Source organism: Geodermatophilus sp. SYSU D01176 (genome assembly GCF_054050015.1).
The window spans coordinates 52,593-69,533 of sequence record NZ_JBJGYN010000021.1 but is presented as its reverse complement, the minus strand read 5'-3'; the positions used below and the strand labels follow the sequence as shown (position 1 = coordinate 69,533).

General features: G+C 75.9%; 15 protein-coding genes. 8 read left to right on the top strand and 7 right to left on the bottom strand.

What is annotated here, in order from left to right; all coding sequences use genetic code 11:
* Positions 1–24: 24 nt before the first annotated feature.
* Positions 25–1,476, top strand: a complete 1,452-nt coding sequence (locus tag ACI78Z_RS13240; RefSeq protein ID WP_457037000.1) for an FAD-binding oxidoreductase — start codon at positions 25–27, stop codon at positions 1,474–1,476.
* A gap of 312 nt (positions 1,477–1,788) precedes the next feature.
* On the opposite strand, the gene ACI78Z_RS13235 is transcribed toward ACI78Z_RS13240, so the two are convergent.
* A complete protein-coding gene (locus tag ACI78Z_RS13235) occupies positions 1,789–3,495 on the bottom strand; it encodes an FAD-binding oxidoreductase (RefSeq protein WP_457036999.1) in 1,707 nt (568 codons plus the stop codon).
* Positions 3,496–3,796: 301 nt separating this feature from the next.
* On the opposite strand from ACI78Z_RS13235, the gene ACI78Z_RS13230 reads away from it, so the two are divergent.
* A complete protein-coding gene (locus ACI78Z_RS13230; RefSeq protein ID WP_457036998.1) occupies positions 3,797–5,179 on the top strand; it encodes an FAD-binding oxidoreductase in 1,383 nt (460 codons plus the stop codon).
* Positions 5,180–5,252: 73 nt separating this feature from the next.
* Positions 5,253–6,548: a (Fe-S)-binding protein gene (locus ACI78Z_RS13225; RefSeq protein WP_457036997.1), complete on the top strand. Its 1,296-nt coding sequence runs from the start codon at positions 5,253–5,255 to the stop codon at positions 6,546–6,548.
* Between the two features lie 9 nt (positions 6,549–6,557).
* Here the strand turns inward: ACI78Z_RS13225 and ACI78Z_RS13220 are convergent, their stop codons facing one another.
* The gene (locus ACI78Z_RS13220) at positions 6,558–7,649 is read right to left on the bottom strand and encodes an FUSC family protein (RefSeq protein WP_457036996.1); all 1,092 of its coding nucleotides are present in this window, start codon (positions 7,647–7,649) and stop codon (positions 6,558–6,560) included.
* Between the two features lie 131 nt (positions 7,650–7,780).
* Positions 7,781–8,530 carry a MerR family transcriptional regulator gene (locus ACI78Z_RS13215; RefSeq protein WP_457036995.1) on the bottom strand — a complete coding sequence of 250 codons (750 nt, stop codon included), beginning with the start codon at positions 8,528–8,530 and terminating at the stop codon, positions 7,781–7,783.
* A gap of 352 nt (positions 8,531–8,882) precedes the next feature.
* Between ACI78Z_RS13215 and ACI78Z_RS13210 the strand changes: the two genes are divergently transcribed.
* The 5 genes from ACI78Z_RS13210 to ACI78Z_RS13190 all read left to right on the top strand — a co-directional run bounded on the left by ACI78Z_RS13210 (position 8,883) and on the right by ACI78Z_RS13190 (position 13,491).
* Positions 8,883–9,524 carry an ABC transporter permease gene (locus ACI78Z_RS13210; protein ID WP_457036994.1) on the top strand — a complete coding sequence of 214 codons (642 nt, stop codon included), beginning with the start codon at positions 8,883–8,885 and terminating at the stop codon, positions 9,522–9,524.
* On the top strand, positions 9,517–10,695 hold the full coding sequence (locus ACI78Z_RS13205; protein WP_457036993.1) for an ABC transporter ATP-binding protein: 1,179 nt from the start codon (positions 9,517–9,519) through the stop codon (positions 10,693–10,695). Before ACI78Z_RS13210 ends, ACI78Z_RS13205 begins: the two co-directional genes overlap by 8 nt.
* A complete protein-coding gene (locus ACI78Z_RS13200) occupies positions 10,692–11,498 on the top strand; it encodes an ABC transporter permease (RefSeq protein ID WP_457036992.1) in 807 nt (268 codons plus the stop codon). The genes ACI78Z_RS13205 and ACI78Z_RS13200 overlap by 4 nt, the downstream gene beginning before the upstream one ends.
* Before the next feature lies 1 nt (position 11,499).
* Positions 11,500–12,477 carry a glycine betaine ABC transporter substrate-binding protein gene (locus ACI78Z_RS13195; RefSeq protein WP_457036991.1) on the top strand — a complete coding sequence of 326 codons (978 nt, stop codon included), beginning with the start codon at positions 11,500–11,502 and terminating at the stop codon, positions 12,475–12,477.
* A gap of 111 nt (positions 12,478–12,588) precedes the next feature.
* Positions 12,589–13,491: a haloalkane dehalogenase gene (locus tag ACI78Z_RS13190; protein ID WP_457036990.1), complete on the top strand. Its 903-nt coding sequence runs from the start codon at positions 12,589–12,591 to the stop codon at positions 13,489–13,491.
* A 254-nt stretch (positions 13,492–13,745) separates the two neighbouring features.
* Here the strand turns inward: ACI78Z_RS13190 and ACI78Z_RS13185 are convergent, their stop codons facing one another.
* The 4 genes from ACI78Z_RS13185 to ACI78Z_RS13170 form a co-directional block, all read right to left on the bottom strand.
* Complete coding sequence (locus ACI78Z_RS13185; RefSeq protein WP_457036989.1) at positions 13,746–14,579, bottom strand: ABC transporter permease; 834 nt, start codon at positions 14,577–14,579, stop codon at positions 13,746–13,748.
* Positions 14,576–15,538 carry an ABC transporter ATP-binding protein gene (locus ACI78Z_RS13180; protein WP_457036988.1) on the bottom strand — a complete coding sequence of 321 codons (963 nt, stop codon included), beginning with the start codon at positions 15,536–15,538 and terminating at the stop codon, positions 14,576–14,578. The genes ACI78Z_RS13185 and ACI78Z_RS13180 overlap by 4 nt, the downstream gene beginning before the upstream one ends.
* Positions 15,539–15,580: 42 nt before the next feature.
* Entirely contained in the window at positions 15,581–15,961 is a 381-nt protein-coding gene (locus ACI78Z_RS13175) for a hypothetical protein (protein WP_457036987.1), read from the bottom strand.
* Positions 15,962–16,200: 239 nt separating this feature from the next.
* Complete coding sequence (locus tag ACI78Z_RS13170) at positions 16,201–16,800, bottom strand: TMEM165/GDT1 family protein (protein WP_457036986.1); 600 nt, start codon at positions 16,798–16,800, stop codon at positions 16,201–16,203.
* Between the last annotated feature and the right edge of the window lie 141 nt (positions 16,801–16,941).

Sequence of the window (16,941 nt, the reverse complement as noted above, 5' to 3'; positions counted from 1 at the left end):
CCCGTCCCGCGAGGAAACCCAGACATGAGCCGCACCGAGGTCGTTGCCGGAACCGTCCCCGCCCCGCGCGCCGCCGCCGACGACGCGCCCGTCCCCGCCGTACCGGCCGGGGCCGTCGACGACCTGCGCCGCCGGGTCCACGGCCCGGTCTACGCCGCCGGCGACGAGGGGCTGGCCGCCGAGGTCGCCGCCTGGAACGTCGCCGTCCGGCACACCCCCGCCGTCGCCGTCGGCGCGACCTGCGCCGCGGACGTCGCCGCCGCCGTCACCTGGGCCGTCGCGCACGGCCTGCCGGTCGCCGTGCAGGCCACCGGCCACGGCCCGGTCCGCAACGCCGACGGGACGGTGCTCGTCTCCACCCGCCGCATGCAGGGCGTGACGATCGACCCGGTCCGCCGCACCGCCCGCGTGGAGGCCGGCGTGACGTGGGAGAAGGTGCTGGCCGCCGCGTTCGAGCACGGGCTGACCGGCCTGTGCGGGTCGTCGTCCGACGTCGGGGTGGTCGGCTACACCCTCGGCGGCGGCATGGGCTCGCTGGGCCGCCGGTACGGCTTCGCCGCCGACGCCGTGGTCTCCTTCGACATCGTCACCGCCGACGGCGCACTACGGAGCGTCTGCGCCGATAGTGAGCCCGAGCTGTTCTGGGCGGTGCGCGGCGGCAAGGGCAGCTTCGGCGTCGTCACCTCGCTGGAGTTCGGGCTGTTCCCGGTCCGCTCCGTGCTCGGTGGCGGCATCTTCTTCGCCGCCGAGGACGCCGCCGCCGTCCTGCACGCCTTCCGGCAGTGGGCGCCCACGATGCCGGAGGAGGTCGGGACGTCGATCGCCGTCCTGCGGCTGCCGCCGATGGAGGAGCTGCCGGAGCCGCTGCGCGGGCAGACCGTCGTCCACCTCCGGTACGTGTACTCCGGCTGGGACACCGCCGAGGGGGAGCGGCTGGTCGAGCCGATGACGTCGGCCGGGCGCATCGTGCTCGGCCACCTCGGCCCGCTGCTGACCACCGAACTGGACGCGGTGCACATGGACCCGAAGGACCCGATGCCCGGCTGGGAGAAGGGCATGCTGCTGGCCGAGCTCACCGAGGAGACGGTCGACGCGTTCCTCGGCGCGGCCGGTCCGGACCGGCCCTCGCCGCTGCTCATGGCCGAGATCCGGCTGCTGGGCGGCGCGCTGGCCCGCGAGCCGCACGTCCCCAACGCGGTGGCCGGGCGGGACGCCGCCTGGTCGGTGCTGGTCCTCGGCCCGATGGTGCCCGAGCTCGCCGAGGTGCTGCCGCAGGCCGGTCGCAGGGTGCTGGCGGCGCTGCAGCCGTGGGCCGCCCCCGGCGCCATGACCAACTTCCTCGGCGACGTCGCCGGGCCCGCCGAGGTCGCCGCGTCCTACCCGCCCGTGGTGCGCGAGCGGCTGCTGGCCCTCAAGGCCGCCGTCGACCCCGGCGGCGTCTTCTCCTCCGGCCACGCCCTGCCCCCGCGCGGCTGAGGAGATGGTTCGTCCGGCGGATGATCAGCTGAGCTGATCGTCCAGCGTCCAGGGGGGGCGGGGGCGGGGGGGCGGCGGCCCCCCCCCCGGGCGCCCGCCGGCGGCCGCGCGCGCGCCCCGCGGAGCGCCCCCCCGCGCGCCCGGGCGCGCCCCCCCCCCCCCCCCCCCCCCCCCCCCCCCCCCCCCCCCCCCCCCCCCCCCCCCCCCCCCCCCCCCCCCCCCCCCCCCCCCCACGACCGTGAGCCCAGCTGGTCGTCGGGCCGGTCCCTCGGCGTCGCGCGGGCCTGCGAGCGGCGGGGCGGGGGGCCTCGTTCAGTCCGGCAGCAGGACGCCGGGGTTGCAGATGCGCTGCGGGTCCAGCCGCTGCTTGACCGCCCGCAGCACCTCCACGCCCAGCGGGCCGAGCTCGCGCTCCAGCCAGGGGCGGTGGTCGGCCCCGACGGCGTGGTGGTGGGTCAGCGTGCCGCCGGCCGCCAGCAGCGCGTCGGTCGCCGCCCGCTTGGCCGACAGCCACTGCTGGATCGGCAGGGCGTCGTCCCGGTCGGCCAGCACGGTGACGTACAGCGAGGCGCCGGTCGCGTAGCCGTGCGAGACGTGGCTCATCAGCAGCGGCTGCTTCCCGCGCCTCCCGAGCGACTCGCGCAGCGCCCCGCGGACGGCGTCGTAGACGGTGGGCAGCGCGGTCCACGTGGCCGCGGTCTCCAGCGTCTCGACCAGCAGCCCGGCGTCCAGCAGGCTGTCGCGGGTGTACGGCGCGGCGTACCGGTGCCTCCGCCAGGCCTCCCCGACGCGGGTGCCCAGCCGCACCGCCCCGGCCCCGCGCAGCACCGAGGCCCCCGACCGCCGCCGGGCGCGCACCGCCGCCGGCAGCCCCTCCCAGCCGACGACGAGCAGGCAGCCCGCGGCCCGCCGGCGCAGCCGCAGCGAGCCGCGCAGCAGCGACCCGCCGGTGCCGGAGCCGTGCAGCAGGTTCGCCCGCGTCTCGTCGGGGTCGGACAGCCGGACGACGTCGGGCAGCAGGTCGTGCCGGGCCAGCCGCTGCAGCCCGGCCAGCCCGGCCTCCCAGGTCCGGAACGACCAGCCCTCGTAGTGCCGCTCCCGCGGCTCGGGCCGCACCCGCAGCGTCAGCTCGGTGATGACCCCCAGCGCGCCCTCCGAGCCCAGCGCCAGGCCGAGCAGGTCCGGGCCGGCCGCCGACGCCGGCGGGGAGCCGAGCTCGAGCACCCCGGCCGGCGTCGCCAGCGTCAGCCCGGCGACGAGGTCGTCGAAGCGGCCGACGCCGGTGGAGGCCTGCCCTGCCGACCGGGTGGCCGCGTAGCCGCCCATCGTGGCGAACTCCCAGCTCTGCGGCAGGTGGCCGAGGGTCAGCCCGTGCCGGCCCAGGTGCTCCTCCAGTGCCGGCCCGCGCACGCCCGGCCCCACCGTGACCAGCGACGACGCGACGTCGAGGGCGTGCACCGACGCCATGCGGCCCAGGTCGACCGAGATCGAGGGCCGGTCGTCGGCGTCGACGCCGGACAGCCCGCCGACCACGCTGGTGCCGCCGCCGAAGGGCACCACGACCACGCCCATCTCGCTGCACAGCGCCAGCAGGGCGGCGGTCTCCCCGGTGCTGCCCGGCCGGACCACGGCGTCCGGCGCGTCGGAGGCGTCGCCCTCCCGGCGGCGCAGCAGGTCCAGGTAGCTCTTGCCGCCGGCGTGCCGCAGGCGGGCCTCGCGGTCGGTCCGGACGTGCTCGGCGCCGAGCAGGTCGACCAGGCGCAGCCGGCACTCCTCGGCCAGCCGGGAGGGGGCCAGCCGGATCTCGGCGACGGGCACCGGCGGGGTGCGCCGCGGCGTCCAGCCGAGCTCGCGGGCCAGGTGCCGGCGGGCGGCCTTGGGCAGCACCTCGGCGACGTCGGGGAACGCGGCCAGCTCCAGGCTGCCGGAGCCGCCGTCCGCCCCGCGGGTCACCGTCGCGTCGCGGGGGCCGGCGGCCGGACCCCAGCCCTGGATCGTCAGTTCGGGCTGCTCGGGCACGGCTACAGTCTGCCGGTGCCCGGCCCGGGACCCGCCGACCTCGACGCCGGCGCCGGTGCGGCCGTCGACGTGGTGGCGGCGGCGGGGTGACCGGTGCGGGTGTGGCCCTCGACGCGGCTAGGTGCTCGCCGCCGAGGTCTGAACGGGTCGAGATCACGAGATCTCGCCCGGCTGCGGCCCTGGACCGTGCGAGATCGCGCGATCTCGCCGGACGTCTCCGCAGGGCGGATCGTGGCGGAGGTCACTAGGCTCCCCGCTGCGGCCGAGCGGGGCCCACCCGACCGCCGTGAGGGGGTGCGACGTGGCACTGGATCCCGGGGTGCTGGCCGAGCTGGAGTCGATCGTCGGCCGGGAGCACGTCCGTCACGAGCAGGGTGAGGTCGCGCCCTACGCCCGGGACGCCACCCCGCTGTTCTCCTCCCCGCCCGACGCGGTCGTCTTCCCGGCGCGCACCGAGGAGGTCGCGGCCGTCCTGCGGCTGGCCACCGCCCACCGCGTCCCGGTCGTGCCCCGCGGCGCGGGCTCGAACCTGTGCGCGGCGACCGTGCCGCTGCAGGGCGGCATCCTGCTGGTGCTCACCCGCATGGACCGGGTGCTGGAGATCAGCACCGACGAGCTGCTGGTCCGCGCCGAGCCCGGCGCCACCACGGCCACGGTCGCCGAGGCCGCCGCCGCGAAGGGGCTGCTGTTCGCGCCCGACCCGGGCAGCCGCACCGTCTCCACCGTGGGCGGCAACGTCGCCACCTGCGCCGGCGGCCTGCGCGGCCTCAAGTACGGCGTCACCCGCAACTACGTGCTCGGTCTCGAGGTCGTGCTGCCCACCGGCGAGGTCATCCGCACCGGCGGGCGGCTGTGGAAGGACGTCGCCGGCTACGACCTGACCCGCCTGCTCACCGGCTCGGAGGGCACCCTCGGCGTGATCACCGAGGTGACCCTCGCGCTGCTGCCCATGCCGGCCACGGCGAGCACCGGGGTGGCCTACTTCCCCTCGCTGGCCGACGCCGGCCGCGCGGTCACCGCGATCCTCGCCCACGGCGTGGTGCCGGCCACCCTGGAGTTCCTCGACCGCACCTGCATCGGCGCGGTGGAGGACTACGCCCGGCTGGGGCTGCGCACCGACGCCGGGGCGCTGCTGCTCTTCGGGGACGACGGCGAGCCGGACGCCGTGGAGCGCAACCTGACCCGCATGGGCGAGCTGTGCGCCGACGAGGGCGCCCTCGAGGTCACCGTGGCCAAGGAGGTCGCCCAGTCCGAGGCGCTGCTGGCCGCGCGCCGCTGCTCGCTGCCGGCGCTGTCCCGGCTGGACACGCTCACCGTACTGGAGGACGTCACCGTGCCCCGCCCGCGGCTGGCCGAGATGGTGGACCGGATCGACGCCGTCGCCGCCCGCCACGACCTGCTGATCGGCACCTTCGGCCACGCCGGGGACGGCAACCTGCACCCGACCGCCGTCGTCGACGCCCGCGACCCGGCGGCCGCCGACCGCACCCACGCCGCCTTCGCCGAGATCTTCGCCGCGGCCCTGGAGCTCGACGGCACCATCACCGGGGAGCACGGCGTGGGCGCCGCCAAGCTGCCCTACCTGCGCGACCGGCTGGGGGACGACCAGATGGCCCTGACCAAGCGGATCAAGGCCGCGTTCGACCCGGCCGGCATCCTCAACCCCGGGAAGGTGGGCTCGTGAGCGAGCGTGCGAGCTCACGGATGGACACAGCAGCGCGGCGCGAACGCGCCGACGAGCGCAGCGAGGAGGTCGCGTGAGCGCCGAGGCAACCGACGCCCCGGGCGCCGCCGGGGCCGCCGCACGCGGCATCTTCCCGCCCGAGCTGCTGGACCGGTGCATCTCCTGCGGGTTCTGCCTGCCGGCCTGCCCGACCTACGCGCTGAGCAAGGACGAGAAGTCCTCGCCGCGGGGCCGGATCACGCTGATGCGCGCGCTGGAGACCGGCGTCCTGCCCGACGACGACCCGACCCTGCGGGAGGAGTCCTCGTTCTGCCTGGGCTGCCGGGCGTGCGAGCCGGTCTGCCCCGCCGGCGTGCAGTACGGCGAGCTGCTGGAGCACTGGCGCTCCCACCAGTGGCAGGGCCGGCGCCGGCCGCCGCTGGTTCGGGTGCTCACCAACGTCGTCGTCCGGAACTGGCTGGTGCGCCGCCTCGGCACCTTCCGCGGGCACGCCCGCACGGCCACGTCGTCCCCGCACGGGCCGCACCTGATGCTGGGCTGCTTCGAGCGCGCGCTCTTCCCCGGGGTGAGTCGGGCCGCGCGGCGGCTGCGCCCGGAGCTCGACGCGCCCGGCGACCAGGGGTGCTGCGGCGCCCTGCACGCGCACAACGGGGACCTGGAGCTGGGCCGCACGATGGCGCGGCGGCTCGGCGAGCAGTTGCCCGGCACGATCGTCACCACCGCGGGCGGCTGCGCGGCGCACCTGGCCGGCGTGCTCGGCCGCGACCGGGTCAAGGAGTTCTCCGAGTACGTGGTCGGTGACGGCTCGGCGGTCCTCGGGGAGCTGCGGGTCGACGGCCGGCGCGCACGGGTGGCGCTGCAGGACTCCTGCCACCTGCGCAACGGGATGGACGTCTGGCGGGAGCCGCGGGAGCTGATCGCCGCCGTCGCCGACTACGTGGAGCTGCCCGGCGCGGCCCAGTGCTGCGGCTCGGCGGGCACGTACTCGCTGCTGCGGCCGAGGGACAGCCGCCGGGTGCTGGATCCGAAGCTCGACCAGATCGAGGCGGCCGGCGTCGACTACGTCGTCGCGGTGAACCCCGGCTGCCAGCGGCAGCTGGTCACCGGCCTGCGCCGCCGCCGCTCCCGCGTCCGCGTGCTGCACCTGGCCGAGCTGCTCGCCGCCGCGCAGGCCGGCGGGCTGCCCGGCCGCCGGCTGCGGCTGGGGGCGCGGCCGGGCCGCCGCGCCGAGGTCCCCGCCGACGAGCCGGCCGGCCTGACCGCCCACCTGAACGACCGGCCGCTGCCCGACGACCCGGGCGCGGCCGGTGCCGGCCGGCCCGACGCGCTCGACGGGTCCGCCGGCCCCGACGAGCTGCACCGCAGCTGACCCGGCCGGTCAGGCGGGCAGGGGCTGTCGCCGCTGCGCACCGAGCGCGGCCAGCCCGCGCCGGACGCCGACCGCCACCGCGCCCAGGGCGAAGAAGCCGTCCTCGTCGGCCACCCGCGCGGTGCGCAGCGGCGTGACCAGCCGGTCGAGGGCGGCCTCCGCGGCGGCGATCCGCTGGTTGCGGCGAACCGGCGTCGTCCCGTCGGACCTGTGGTGCGGCGCCCGGCCCACGCCGGCCAGGCCGGCGAGGGCGTCGGCGAGCACCCAGCCGGTGCCGGCCTCGACCCGGTCGATGCCGCGCCGGTGCGGCTGCAGCTCGACGACCAGCGAGGTGAGGTCGTCGACGAGGACGGCGACGCGGTCCAGCGAGCGGGACTCCTCGCGGATCCCGACCGCCCGGCCCTGCCACCGGCGCGCCCGCGGGTTGGCCCGCCGGGCGCGCTCGACCTGCGCCTCCGCCGCGCGCATCCGGTCCAGGGCTCGGTCCAGCCCCGCCGCGCGGCCCTCCCACTCCGCCGGGTCGGGCACCCGCCCCTCGCGCAGCGTGGTCACGATCTCCTCCAGGTGTGTGGCCAGCAGCGACCGGGCGACGGCGATCTGCTCGACCGCGCGGGTCAGCTGCATCGGCGGGAAGAGCAGCGTGGTGACCAGGACGCCGATCGCCGCGCCCAGCAGCGTCAGCCCGGCGTAGCGCAGCACGTAGGTCTCGGGGTCGTCGAGGCCGACGGTGATCATGAGGACGGCGGCGAAGCTGACCCAGCTGGCCTGCTCCCGCCACAGCCCCCACTGCTCGACGGCGATGGCCACGGCGACGATCAGCGCGATGGTGAGGGCGTTCGGCACCGCCCGGGTGAGCTCGTACAGGGCCACGGCCAGCGCGAAGCCGGTGAGGAGGGCCAGCACGCTGCGCCAGGCGGCGCTGGCGGAGTCGGCGATCGTCGGGTGCACCGCGACCACCGCGCCGAGCGGGGCGTAGAAGGCGTACTCGCTCAGCAGGGGCGGCAGCAGGACGGCGACCTGCCAGGCGAGTGCGGCCGCCACCGCCGCCCGCACCCCGCGCTGCACGGCGGGCCGGTGCAGCAGCACCCACAGGCTTCCCACGAGGAGCCAGGATGACCGGTGGTGCAGCCCGCCGTTGCGCCGGGTTCCGGCGCCGCTCGGTGTCGCGAGATCTGCACACTCGCGCCCATCAGGGGTCCGATGGTGACGAGTGTGCAGATCTCGCCCCGCGGTCAGCCTCCCTGGCGGGCGGCGTTGGCCTGGACGGCGGTGCTCACGTACCGCGCCAGGCCGGGTGCGATGCGCTCGTAGTGGGCGGTGAACCGCTCGTCCTCGACGTACATCCGGCCCAGGGCGGCGTGCATCTCCGGCGGGCAGTCGTAGAAGTTCCGGCTGATCTGCTGCCGGTGCTCCTCCGCGAGGTCCATCGCCCGCTCCGAGTCGGCCGGGACGCCGGACCGCAGCGCCTCGGCGAAGCGGCGCTCGACGTCCTCCCCCTCGGCCTTGACCCGCACCCAGTCCTCCTTGGTGTAGCCGCGGGTGCGCGCCTGGGACTGCGCCCACGCCTCGGTGTCGCCCCAGCGCTCCTCGGCCTCGGCCTCGTACCGCGCGGGGTCGTGCTCGCCGAACACCTCGAACCGCTCCTCCGGGGTCAGGGAGATCCCCATGGCCCGTGCCTCCATCTCCTTCTCGACGGCCGCGACCATCGCCCGCGTCCGCTCCAGCCGGTCGAGCAGCAGCCGGTGCTGGCGGCGCAGGTGCTCGGCCGGGTCGGCGGCGGGGTCGTCGAGGAGGGTCGCGACCTCCTCGAGGGGGAACCCGAGCTCCCGGTAGACCAGCACCCGGTGCAGCCGGTCCAGATCCGCCGGCGCGTACCGGCGGTAGCCCGCAGCCGTCCGGCCGGACGGCGACAGCAGCCCGATCCGGTCGTAGTGGTGCAGCGTGCGGACCGTCACACCGGCCAGCGCTGCGACCTCGCCCACGTTCACGGGTGTCCTCCCTCCTGACGGGCACGAGTGCACAGCCTGACGTCGCGTCAGGGTCAAGCGAAGGGGTGGGCGACGTCGCCCGACCGGGTCGCGGCCGCATGGCCGGCGCGGATCCGGCACAGCACCGTCTCGTGACTCGGGTCGCCGACGGCCCGGTGCTGTGGCAGCGTCGTCCGACGGCGAGGACGGCGCCGGCCGGGGGAGCGGCGCGCCGTCCGGGCAGGAGGCGCACCCGGCCTCGCAGTGGTGGCCGGAGTCGGCGAGCCGTGCCGGACCCGCAGCCCCGCCCACGAGACGACCGACGAGCAGTGCCCGGCTCCGCCCGGGCGCGGAGAGGTGCCGCCTGATGTGGGACTACGTGGTCGAGCGCCGCGGGCTCATCGCCTTCCAGGCCTTCCAGCACGTGAGCCTGGTGGTCCAGTGCGTGCTCCTGGGCACGGTGCTCGCCGTCGCGCTGGCCGTGCTGGTCTACCGCAGCCCCGCGGCCACCGCGCTGGCCAACGGCGTCTCGGCGGTGGGCCTGACCATCCCGGCGTTCGCGCTGCTGGGGATCCTGCTGGCCCCGTTCGGCTTCGGCATCACCCCCGCGGTCATCGCGGTCACCTTCTACGCGGCCCTGCCGGTGCTCCGCAACGCCGTCGTGGGGCTCGCGGGCGTCGACCGCTCGCTGGTCGAGTCCGCCCGCGGCATCGGCATGAGCCGGGCGGCGGTCCTCCTGCGCGTCGAACTGCCGCTGGCCTGGCCGGTCGTCCTCGCCGGCATCCGGGTGTCCACCCAGATGGTCATGGGCATCGCGGCCATCGCCGCCTACGTGCTCGGCCCGGGGCTGGGCGGCCTGATCTTCTCCGGCCTCTCCCGGCTGGGCGGCGCCAACGCTCTGAACTCCACACTCGTCGGGACGATCGCGATCGTCCTGCTGGCCCTCGTCCTCGACCTGCTGCTCGTGCTGGCCGGTCGCCTGACCACGCCCAGGGGGATCCGTGTCTGAGACGACGACACCCGCCACCGCCGCCTCGCCGGACCGCCGGGTCAGCGGGGTCTCCATCCGCCTCGACGGGGTGACCAAGCGCTACCCCGGGCAGGCCCGCCCGGCCGTGGACGACGTGAGCCTGGAGATCCCCGCCGGGGAGACCGTCATGTTCGTCGGCCCCTCCGGCTGCGGGAAGACCACCCTGCTGAAGATGCTCAACCGGCTCATCGAGCCGACCGGCGGGCGCATCCACCTGGGCGACGAGGACGTCACCGACCAGGACCCCGACCGGCTGCGCCGCCGGATCGGCTACGTCATCCAGGCCGGCGGGCTGTTCCCGCACATGACGGTCGGCACCAACGTCGGCCTGGTCCCGCGGATGCTCGGCTGGGACAGGACGCGCACCGCCGCCCGCACCGAGGAGCTGCTCGACCTGGTCGGCCTGGACCCGGCCGTCTACCGCGACCGCTACCCGCGCGAGCTCTCCGGCGGGCAGCAGCAGCGCGTCGGTGTCGCCCGCGCGCTGGCCGCCGACCCCCCGGTGCTGCTGATGGACGAGCCGTTCGGCGCCGTCGACCCGGTCACCCGCCTGCGGCTGCAGGACGAGCTGCTGCGCATCCAGGAGGAGCTGGGCAAGACGATCGTCTTCGTCACCCACGACTTCGACGAGGCGGTGAAGCTCGGCGACCGCATCGTCGTCTTCGACGTCGGGGCCCGGGTGGTCCAGTTCGACACCCCCGAGGCGATCCTCGCCAACCCGGCGGAGGAGTACGTCGCGGACTTCGTCGGCGCGGGCGCCACGCTCAAGCAGCTCACGCTGACCCGGGTGGGGGACGTGGAGCTGCGGCAGGTCACCACGGCGGCCGTCGGTGCGGACTCCGCCCAGGCCGTCGCCGCCGCACGCGCGGCCGGGCACGACTTCGTCGTCGTCCTGGACGGGCGCGGACGGCCGATCAGCTGGCCGACCCTGGCCGAGCTCACCCGGACGACGACCGTGCCGGCCACCGTGGACCAGCGGCTGCCCGTCGTGGACCTGCGGTCCACGCTCAACGACGCGCTGGACACCATGCTGGCCGCCAGCCAGGGCGGGGTGGTCGTGACCGGACGGCGGGAGGCGCTGGCCGGGGTGCTCATGGTGGAGAGCGTGATGGCGGCGATCCAGCGCTCGCGGGCGGAGGTGGCCGGATGACCGTCGCTCCCGAGAGCCCGTCGCTGGGCACCCCGGAGTCGGCGACCCGGCCAGCCGACGAGACGTCGGCCGGCGCCGGCCGCGGCGGCTGGCGCGCCCTGGCCACCCAGCCGCTGCTGGTCGCCGCCGGCGTGCTGGCCTTCGTGCTGTGGCGGGCCAACGCCACGCTGACCGAGACCGAGGCCCGGCAGCTGGGCTGGACGGCGCTGTGGACCGGCATCCGCGAGCACCTGCTGCTGACCGTCGCCGCCGCCGTGATCGTGCTGCTCATCGCGGTGCCGCTGGGCATCGCCCTCACCCGGCGGCCGCTGCGCCGGTTCAGCCCGCTGATCAGCGGGATCGCCAACACCGGCCAGGCGGCGCCGGCGATCGGCCTGTTCGTCCTGCTGGCCACCTGGCTGGGCTTCGGCTTCGGGACGACGGTGGTCGCGCTGGTCGTCTACGCGGCCCTGCCCGTGCTCCGCAACACGATGGTCGGCATCCAGGGCGTGGACCCGCGTCTGGTCGAGGCCGGTCGCGGCATGGGCATGAGCGCCGCCGCCGTCCTGTTCCGCGTGGAGCTGCCGCTCGCCGTCCCGGTCGTGCTGGCCGGGGTGCGGACCGCGCTGGTGCTGCTCGTGGGCACGGCGACCCTGGCCACCTTCATCGACGGTGGCGGGCTGGGCGTCCTGATCAACACCGGCATCACGCTGTCCCTGGACTCGCTGCTGGTCAGCGGGGCGGTGCTCGTGGCCCTGCTGGCCCTCGCCGTCGACTGGCTGGGCCGCGTCGTCGAGCACGTCGCCCGACCGAAGGGGCTCTGACATGGGACCGCGACTCCCCGCCGTCGCCCTGGCGGCCGTCCTCGCGCTGAGCGGCTGCGGCCTGGAGAGCGCCAACACCTTCGCGCCGCAGGCCGCGCCCGGGCAGATCGAGCCGCTGCCCGGAGCTGACGGCGCCGAGGTCGTGGTGGGCACCAAGAACTTCACCGAGGCGCTGGTCCTGGGCAAGATCGCGGTGATCGCCCTGCAGACCGCCGGGTTCGACGTCACCGACCGCAGCGGCATCCCGGGGGCGGCGCCCGCGCGGGCGGCGATGCTCGACGGCGAGGTCGAGGTGCAGTGGGAGTACACCGGGACCGGCTGGCTGAACTACCTGGGGATGCCCGAGGGGATCCCCGACCGGCAGGAGCAGTACGAGGCCGTGCGGGACGCCGACCTCGCCAACGGCCTGACCTGGCTGCCGCCCGCGCCGGCGAACAACACCTACGCCTTCGCCGTCCGCAGCGAGGCCGTGCCGGAGCTGGGCGGCATCGACGCCCTCTCCGACGTCGCCGCGCTGCCGGTGGAGGAGCGCACCTTATGCGTCGAGTCCGAGTTCGCCACGCGCAGCGACGGGTTCGAGCCGATGCTCGAGGCCTACGGCATCCCGCTCGGGGACCCGCAGGGGGTGCCGCGCGAGAACGTGAGCATCCTGGACACCGGCGCGGTCTACACCGCCACCGACAACGGGCTGTGCGACTTCGGCGAGGTCTTCACCACCGACGGGCGCATCCCGGCGCTGGACCTCACCGTGCTGGCGGACGACCGCGCGTTCTTCCCGGCCTACAACGTCGCCCCGGTGGTGCTGACCGAGGTCCTCGAGCGGCACCCGGGGATCGCCGACGTGTTCGCGCAGATCACCCCGCTGCTCACCGACGACGTGCTGCAGCAGCTCAACGCCCGGGTCGACGTCGACGGGGAGGACCCCGCGGACGTGGCCCTGGACTGGCTGGTGTCCGAGGGGCTGGTCTCCCGGGGGTGACGCCCCGCTGTCGACGGTGCACCCGCCTGGAGGACCCCTGCCGGGCTCGCGAGGCTCCGGGTCGGCCACCCCGAGCGGTGCCGCGCCGGGGGATGGGTGAGGATCGCAGGCATGGCCGCCGACGTCTCACCCGACGACCCGTTCCCCCGCAAGCGCGTCCGGGTCGACCGCCGGGCCGACGGCACCCTGCAGATGGCCTACGTCGAGGCCGGGGAGGGCGACCCGATCGTCTTCCTGCACGGCAACCCCACGTCGTCCTACCTGTGGCGCAACGTCATCCCGCACGTCCAGCACCTCGGCCGCTGCCTCGCGCCGGACCTGATCGGCATGGGGGAGTCGGACAAGCTGCCCGACCCCGGCCCCGGCAGCTACTCGTTCTCCGCCCACGCGGGCTTCCTCGCGCGGTTCCTCGAGGCGGTCGGCGCCACCGAGCGGGTCACCTTCGTGCTGCACGACTGGGGCTCGGCCCTGGGCTTCGACTGGGCGCACCGCCACCCCGGGGCGGTCCGCGGCATCGCCTTCACCGAGGCGCTGGTCGTCCCGCTGACCTGGGCCGACTGGCCGGCCGCCGCGCGGAAGATCTTCCGGACGATGCGCGGTCCGGACGGCGAGGCCGCGGTGCTGGAGAAGAACGCCTTCGTCGAGCGCATCCTGCCGGCGTCGGTGGCCCGGGGCCTCTCCCCGGAGGCGCACGCGCGCTACCGCGAACCCTTCGCCGACCCGGCACACCGCTGGCCGACCCTCGAGTGGCCGCGGCAGCTGCCGATCGAGAACGTGCCGCCGAAGGTCCGCGACGTGGTCGCCGGGTACGGCCAGTGGCTGCGCACCAGCGACGTCCCCAAGCTGTTCATCAACGCCGACCCGGGCTCGATCCTGGTCGGCCGGCCGCGGGCCTTCGTGCGCAAGTGGAAGGCGGTGACCGAGGTGACCGTCCCCGGCGGGCACTTCGTGCCCGAGGACTCCCCGCACGAGATCGGCCGCGCGCTGGCCGAGTGGATCCCGACCCTGCGCTGACCGGCCGGGGGTGGCCCGACCCGGCCGGCCCGGGGTGGTGTTCCGGGACGCTCCGGCGGTGAGTGCACCTGCACTCACCGCCGGAGCCTCCGGGGGAGACCACCGGGCACCCGGGTCGGGAGGACGTCAGCGGGTCCTGCGGCCCGCGCTCAGCGCCCCGGCCGTCTTCTGGATCCGGGCGGCGCGGGTCTCGGGCTCCCCACCCCGCGCAGGCTCGGGACGGGGCCGTGACGGTGGGGCAGGGAGGTCCTCCGTCAGTCGAGCGCGCGGCGGCGGAAGCCGACCAGGCTCGTCACCCCGAAGACGACGAGGAAGCCCCCCAGCGCCAGGGCACACAGCCACAGCGGCAGGTGCGGCACGCCCGGCGCCATCTCTGCGCGCAGCGCCTCGCTGACGTAGGTCAGCGGGTTGAGCGCGCAGACGACCTGGAACCAGCGCAGCGTGTCCAGCGACTGCCACGGGAACTGGGTGGAGCCGGTGAACAGCACCGGCGTCAAGACGACGGCGAAGACGACGTTGATCCGGTTGGGCTTCACGAACGTCCCGAGCGTCATCCCCATCACCGCGCCGACCAGCGAGCCCAGCACGAGGAACGCGGTCAGCACCGGCAGGTCGCCCCACTGCACCGGCAGCGTGCCGAGCACCCACCAGCTGATCGGGAACATCACCGCCGCGGCGACCAGCGCCCGCAGCACCGCGAACACCACCTTCTCGACGGCGACCAGCGCGGTGGGCAGCGGCGCGAGCAGCCGGTCCTCGATCTCCTTGGTGAAGGAGAAGTCGATGACCAGGGGGAACGCGGTGTTCTGCAGCGCGGTGAGGAACGCGGTCAGCGCGATGACGCCGGGCAGGAGCACGTCGGAGTACTGCGCGGTGGCGAAGCCGAGCTCGACGAGCACCTTGCCGAAGACGAAGAGCAGGAACACCGGCTGCAGCACCACCTGCAGCAGGAAGGGCACCAGCTCGCGGCCGGTGACGAACACGTCGCGCCACAGCAGCGCGCGGAACGCCCGGCCGACGTCGGGCCGGCCCGGTGCGGCGCCGCCGACCCCGGCGGCCAGGCCCGGCGCGACCGTGTCCGTGCTCATCGCAGCTCCCGTCCCGTGAGGCTGAGGAAGACGTCCTCGAGGCTCGGCTCGCCGATGCGCACCCCGGTCAGCCGCGCGCGCCGGGCACCCAGCGCCTCGGACACCGGGCCGACCAGCGCGGCGGCGTCCCCGGAGAGGTAGAGGCGGGCCCGCAGCCCGGAGCCGTCGGCGACCGGCTCGACGCGCTCGGCCAGCGGGGCGAGGGCCGCCAGCACCGCCTCGTCGGTGTCCGCGGGCGCGCGCTCGACGTCGATGTCGAGGGTGGCGCTGCCGGGCAGCGAGCGGGTGAGCGCGGCCGGGGTGTCCAGGGCGAGCAGCCGGCCGTGGTCCATGATGCCGACCCGGTCGGACAGCGTCGCCGCCTCGTCCATGTCGTGGGTGGTGAGGACGACGGTGGTCCCGCCCGCGCGCAGCTCCCGCACCCGGTCCCAGACGAACAGCCGGGCCTGCGGGTCCAGCCCGGTGCTCGGCTCGTCCAGGAACACCACCTGCGGGGCGTGCATGAGCGCGCGGGCGATGAGCAGCCGCTGCGCCATCCCGCCGGAGTAGTCGTCGACCTTGTCCCCGCCGCGCCCGCCCAGGCCCAGCTGCTCGAGCAGCGCGTCGGCCCGGCGGTTGCGCTCGGCCCGGCCGACGCCGTGGTACGCGGCGTGGAAGACGAGGTTCTGGCGGGCGGTGAGCGCGCGGTCCAGGTTCGGGCGCTGCGGCACCACCGACAGCCGGCTGCGGGCGGTCACCGGGTCGGCGGCGACGTCCACCCCGGCGACACTGGCGGTGCCCGAGGTGGGCAGCACCCGCGTGGTCAGGACGCCGATCGTCGTCGTCTTGCCCGCGCCGTTGGGGCCGAGCAGGCCGAACACCTCCCCGCGCTGCACCGCGAAGGAGATCCCGTCGACGGCGTTGACCGGCCGGCCGGGATAGCGCTTGACGAGGTCGGTCACCCGCACGGCCGCATCCATCAGCGGCCATGCTGCCACCGGGAGCGACCGCGGCCGACCGGGTTACGCGGGGAGCGCAGCGGCCGTCTGCACGGTGGGGACGGTGCCATCGGTGCCGGGGTACGACCGGTTGCTGAACTCGCGCATCTCGGGGCCCCAGCGCCGCATCGCCGAGCGGTGCGGGTCGGTGCGGACGAACGCGACGACGGCGGCCTGGTCGTCCCACCACGACACGGTGGTGAAGTGCCGGGCGAGGGGCTGGGCCCGCAGGTACAGCGAGCGGGCACCCGGCGCGGCCGCTGCCTGCGCGCGGATGGCCAGCGATGTGCGGAGGAACGCCGGGACGTCGCGGAGCCGGCGCAGGTGCAGGTGGGTGACCACGACGACGCCCGGGCCGTCGCCGATGTGCTGGGCGGTCCACGGCAGCTCGGGGATGACGGGCACGGCGACCTCCTCGGGTTCTCCCCCGTGGGGGAGTGACGCTAGGCCGCCCTCCCGCGGGCGTGGAGGGGCTTCGGACCCCGGCCCCCTGCAGGTAGGAGGACCCCGTCCTCCTCAGCGTGGGGAGGACCTCGTCCTCCCCACCCTTCGCAGGCTCGGGGTGGGACCTGGGACGAGGTCTGCGGCGAGCCGCTGGACGGGTCCCGGCGTGAGCCTGCGAGCGGTGGGGCGGGGGGCCTTCCTCAGCCGGCGAGGGTGCGGACCGTCTCGACCGCCGCGACGACGGCGAAGACCAGGAACAGGACGGCGGCCACCCGGCGGATCAGCGCCACCGGCAGCCGGTCGGCCAGCTTCGTGCCGAGGAAGACGGCCAGCGCGGAGACGGTGAGCAGCGCGGCCCAGGCCCCGGCGAAGACCGAGATCGGGTCGTCGAGGCGGGCGGCCAGGCCGGCGGTGGCCAGCTGGGACAGGTCGCCCCACTCGGCGGCGAAGAGGACGCCGAAGGAGATGGCGGCGACCCGGAGGAACGACGTCCCCTCCCGGCCGGCCGCCACGTCCCCGGCGTCCTCCGGGCCCTCCGTCGCGCTGCGCCACAGCAGGACGGCGCCGACCAGGAACAGCACCGCGACCACCCCGCTGACCAGCGCCTCGGGCAGCAGCGACAGCAGGCTACCGGCGGTGACCGCGATGGCGACCTGCAGCCCGAACGCCGCCCCGACGCCGACGAACACCGGCAGCGGGGGGAAGCGGGTGGCCAGGACCAGGCTGGCGAACAGCGTCTTGTCCGGCAGCTCCACCGGCAGGACGAGCACGAAGGCGGTCAGCACGACCGTCAGGGACACGGGTTCTCACTTCCGTCAGGGCGCTGCCGGACGGATGCGGGCAGCCTCCGACCGGCAGCCGCGATGGCTGCTGCGGTCGAAGGTCTCGCCCACCCACGGCCGAACGTGGGCCCGCTGACCGGGCGCCCGGGGGCGCCAGCG

Coding starts and splice junctions, on each gene's coding strand:
- ACI78Z_RS13190 (WP_457036990.1), top strand. CDS start 12,589: ATGGCCGCCGACGTCTCACCCGACGACCCGTTCCCCCGCAAGCGCGTC.
- ACI78Z_RS13200 (WP_457036992.1), top strand. CDS start 10,692: ATGACCGTCGCTCCCGAGAGCCCGTCGCTGGGCACCCCGGAGTCGGCG.
- ACI78Z_RS13240 (WP_457037000.1), top strand. CDS start 25: ATGAGCCGCACCGAGGTCGTTGCCGGAACCGTCCCCGCCCCGCGCGCC.
- ACI78Z_RS13180 (WP_457036988.1), bottom strand. CDS start 15,538: ATGGATGCGGCCGTGCGGGTGACCGACCTCGTCAAGCGCTATCCCGGC.
- ACI78Z_RS13195 (WP_457036991.1), top strand. CDS start 11,500: ATGGGACCGCGACTCCCCGCCGTCGCCCTGGCGGCCGTCCTCGCGCTG.
- ACI78Z_RS13185 (WP_457036989.1), bottom strand. CDS start 14,579: ATGAGCACGGACACGGTCGCGCCGGGCCTGGCCGCCGGGGTCGGCGGC.
- ACI78Z_RS13210 (WP_457036994.1), top strand. CDS start 8,883: ATGTGGGACTACGTGGTCGAGCGCCGCGGGCTCATCGCCTTCCAGGCC.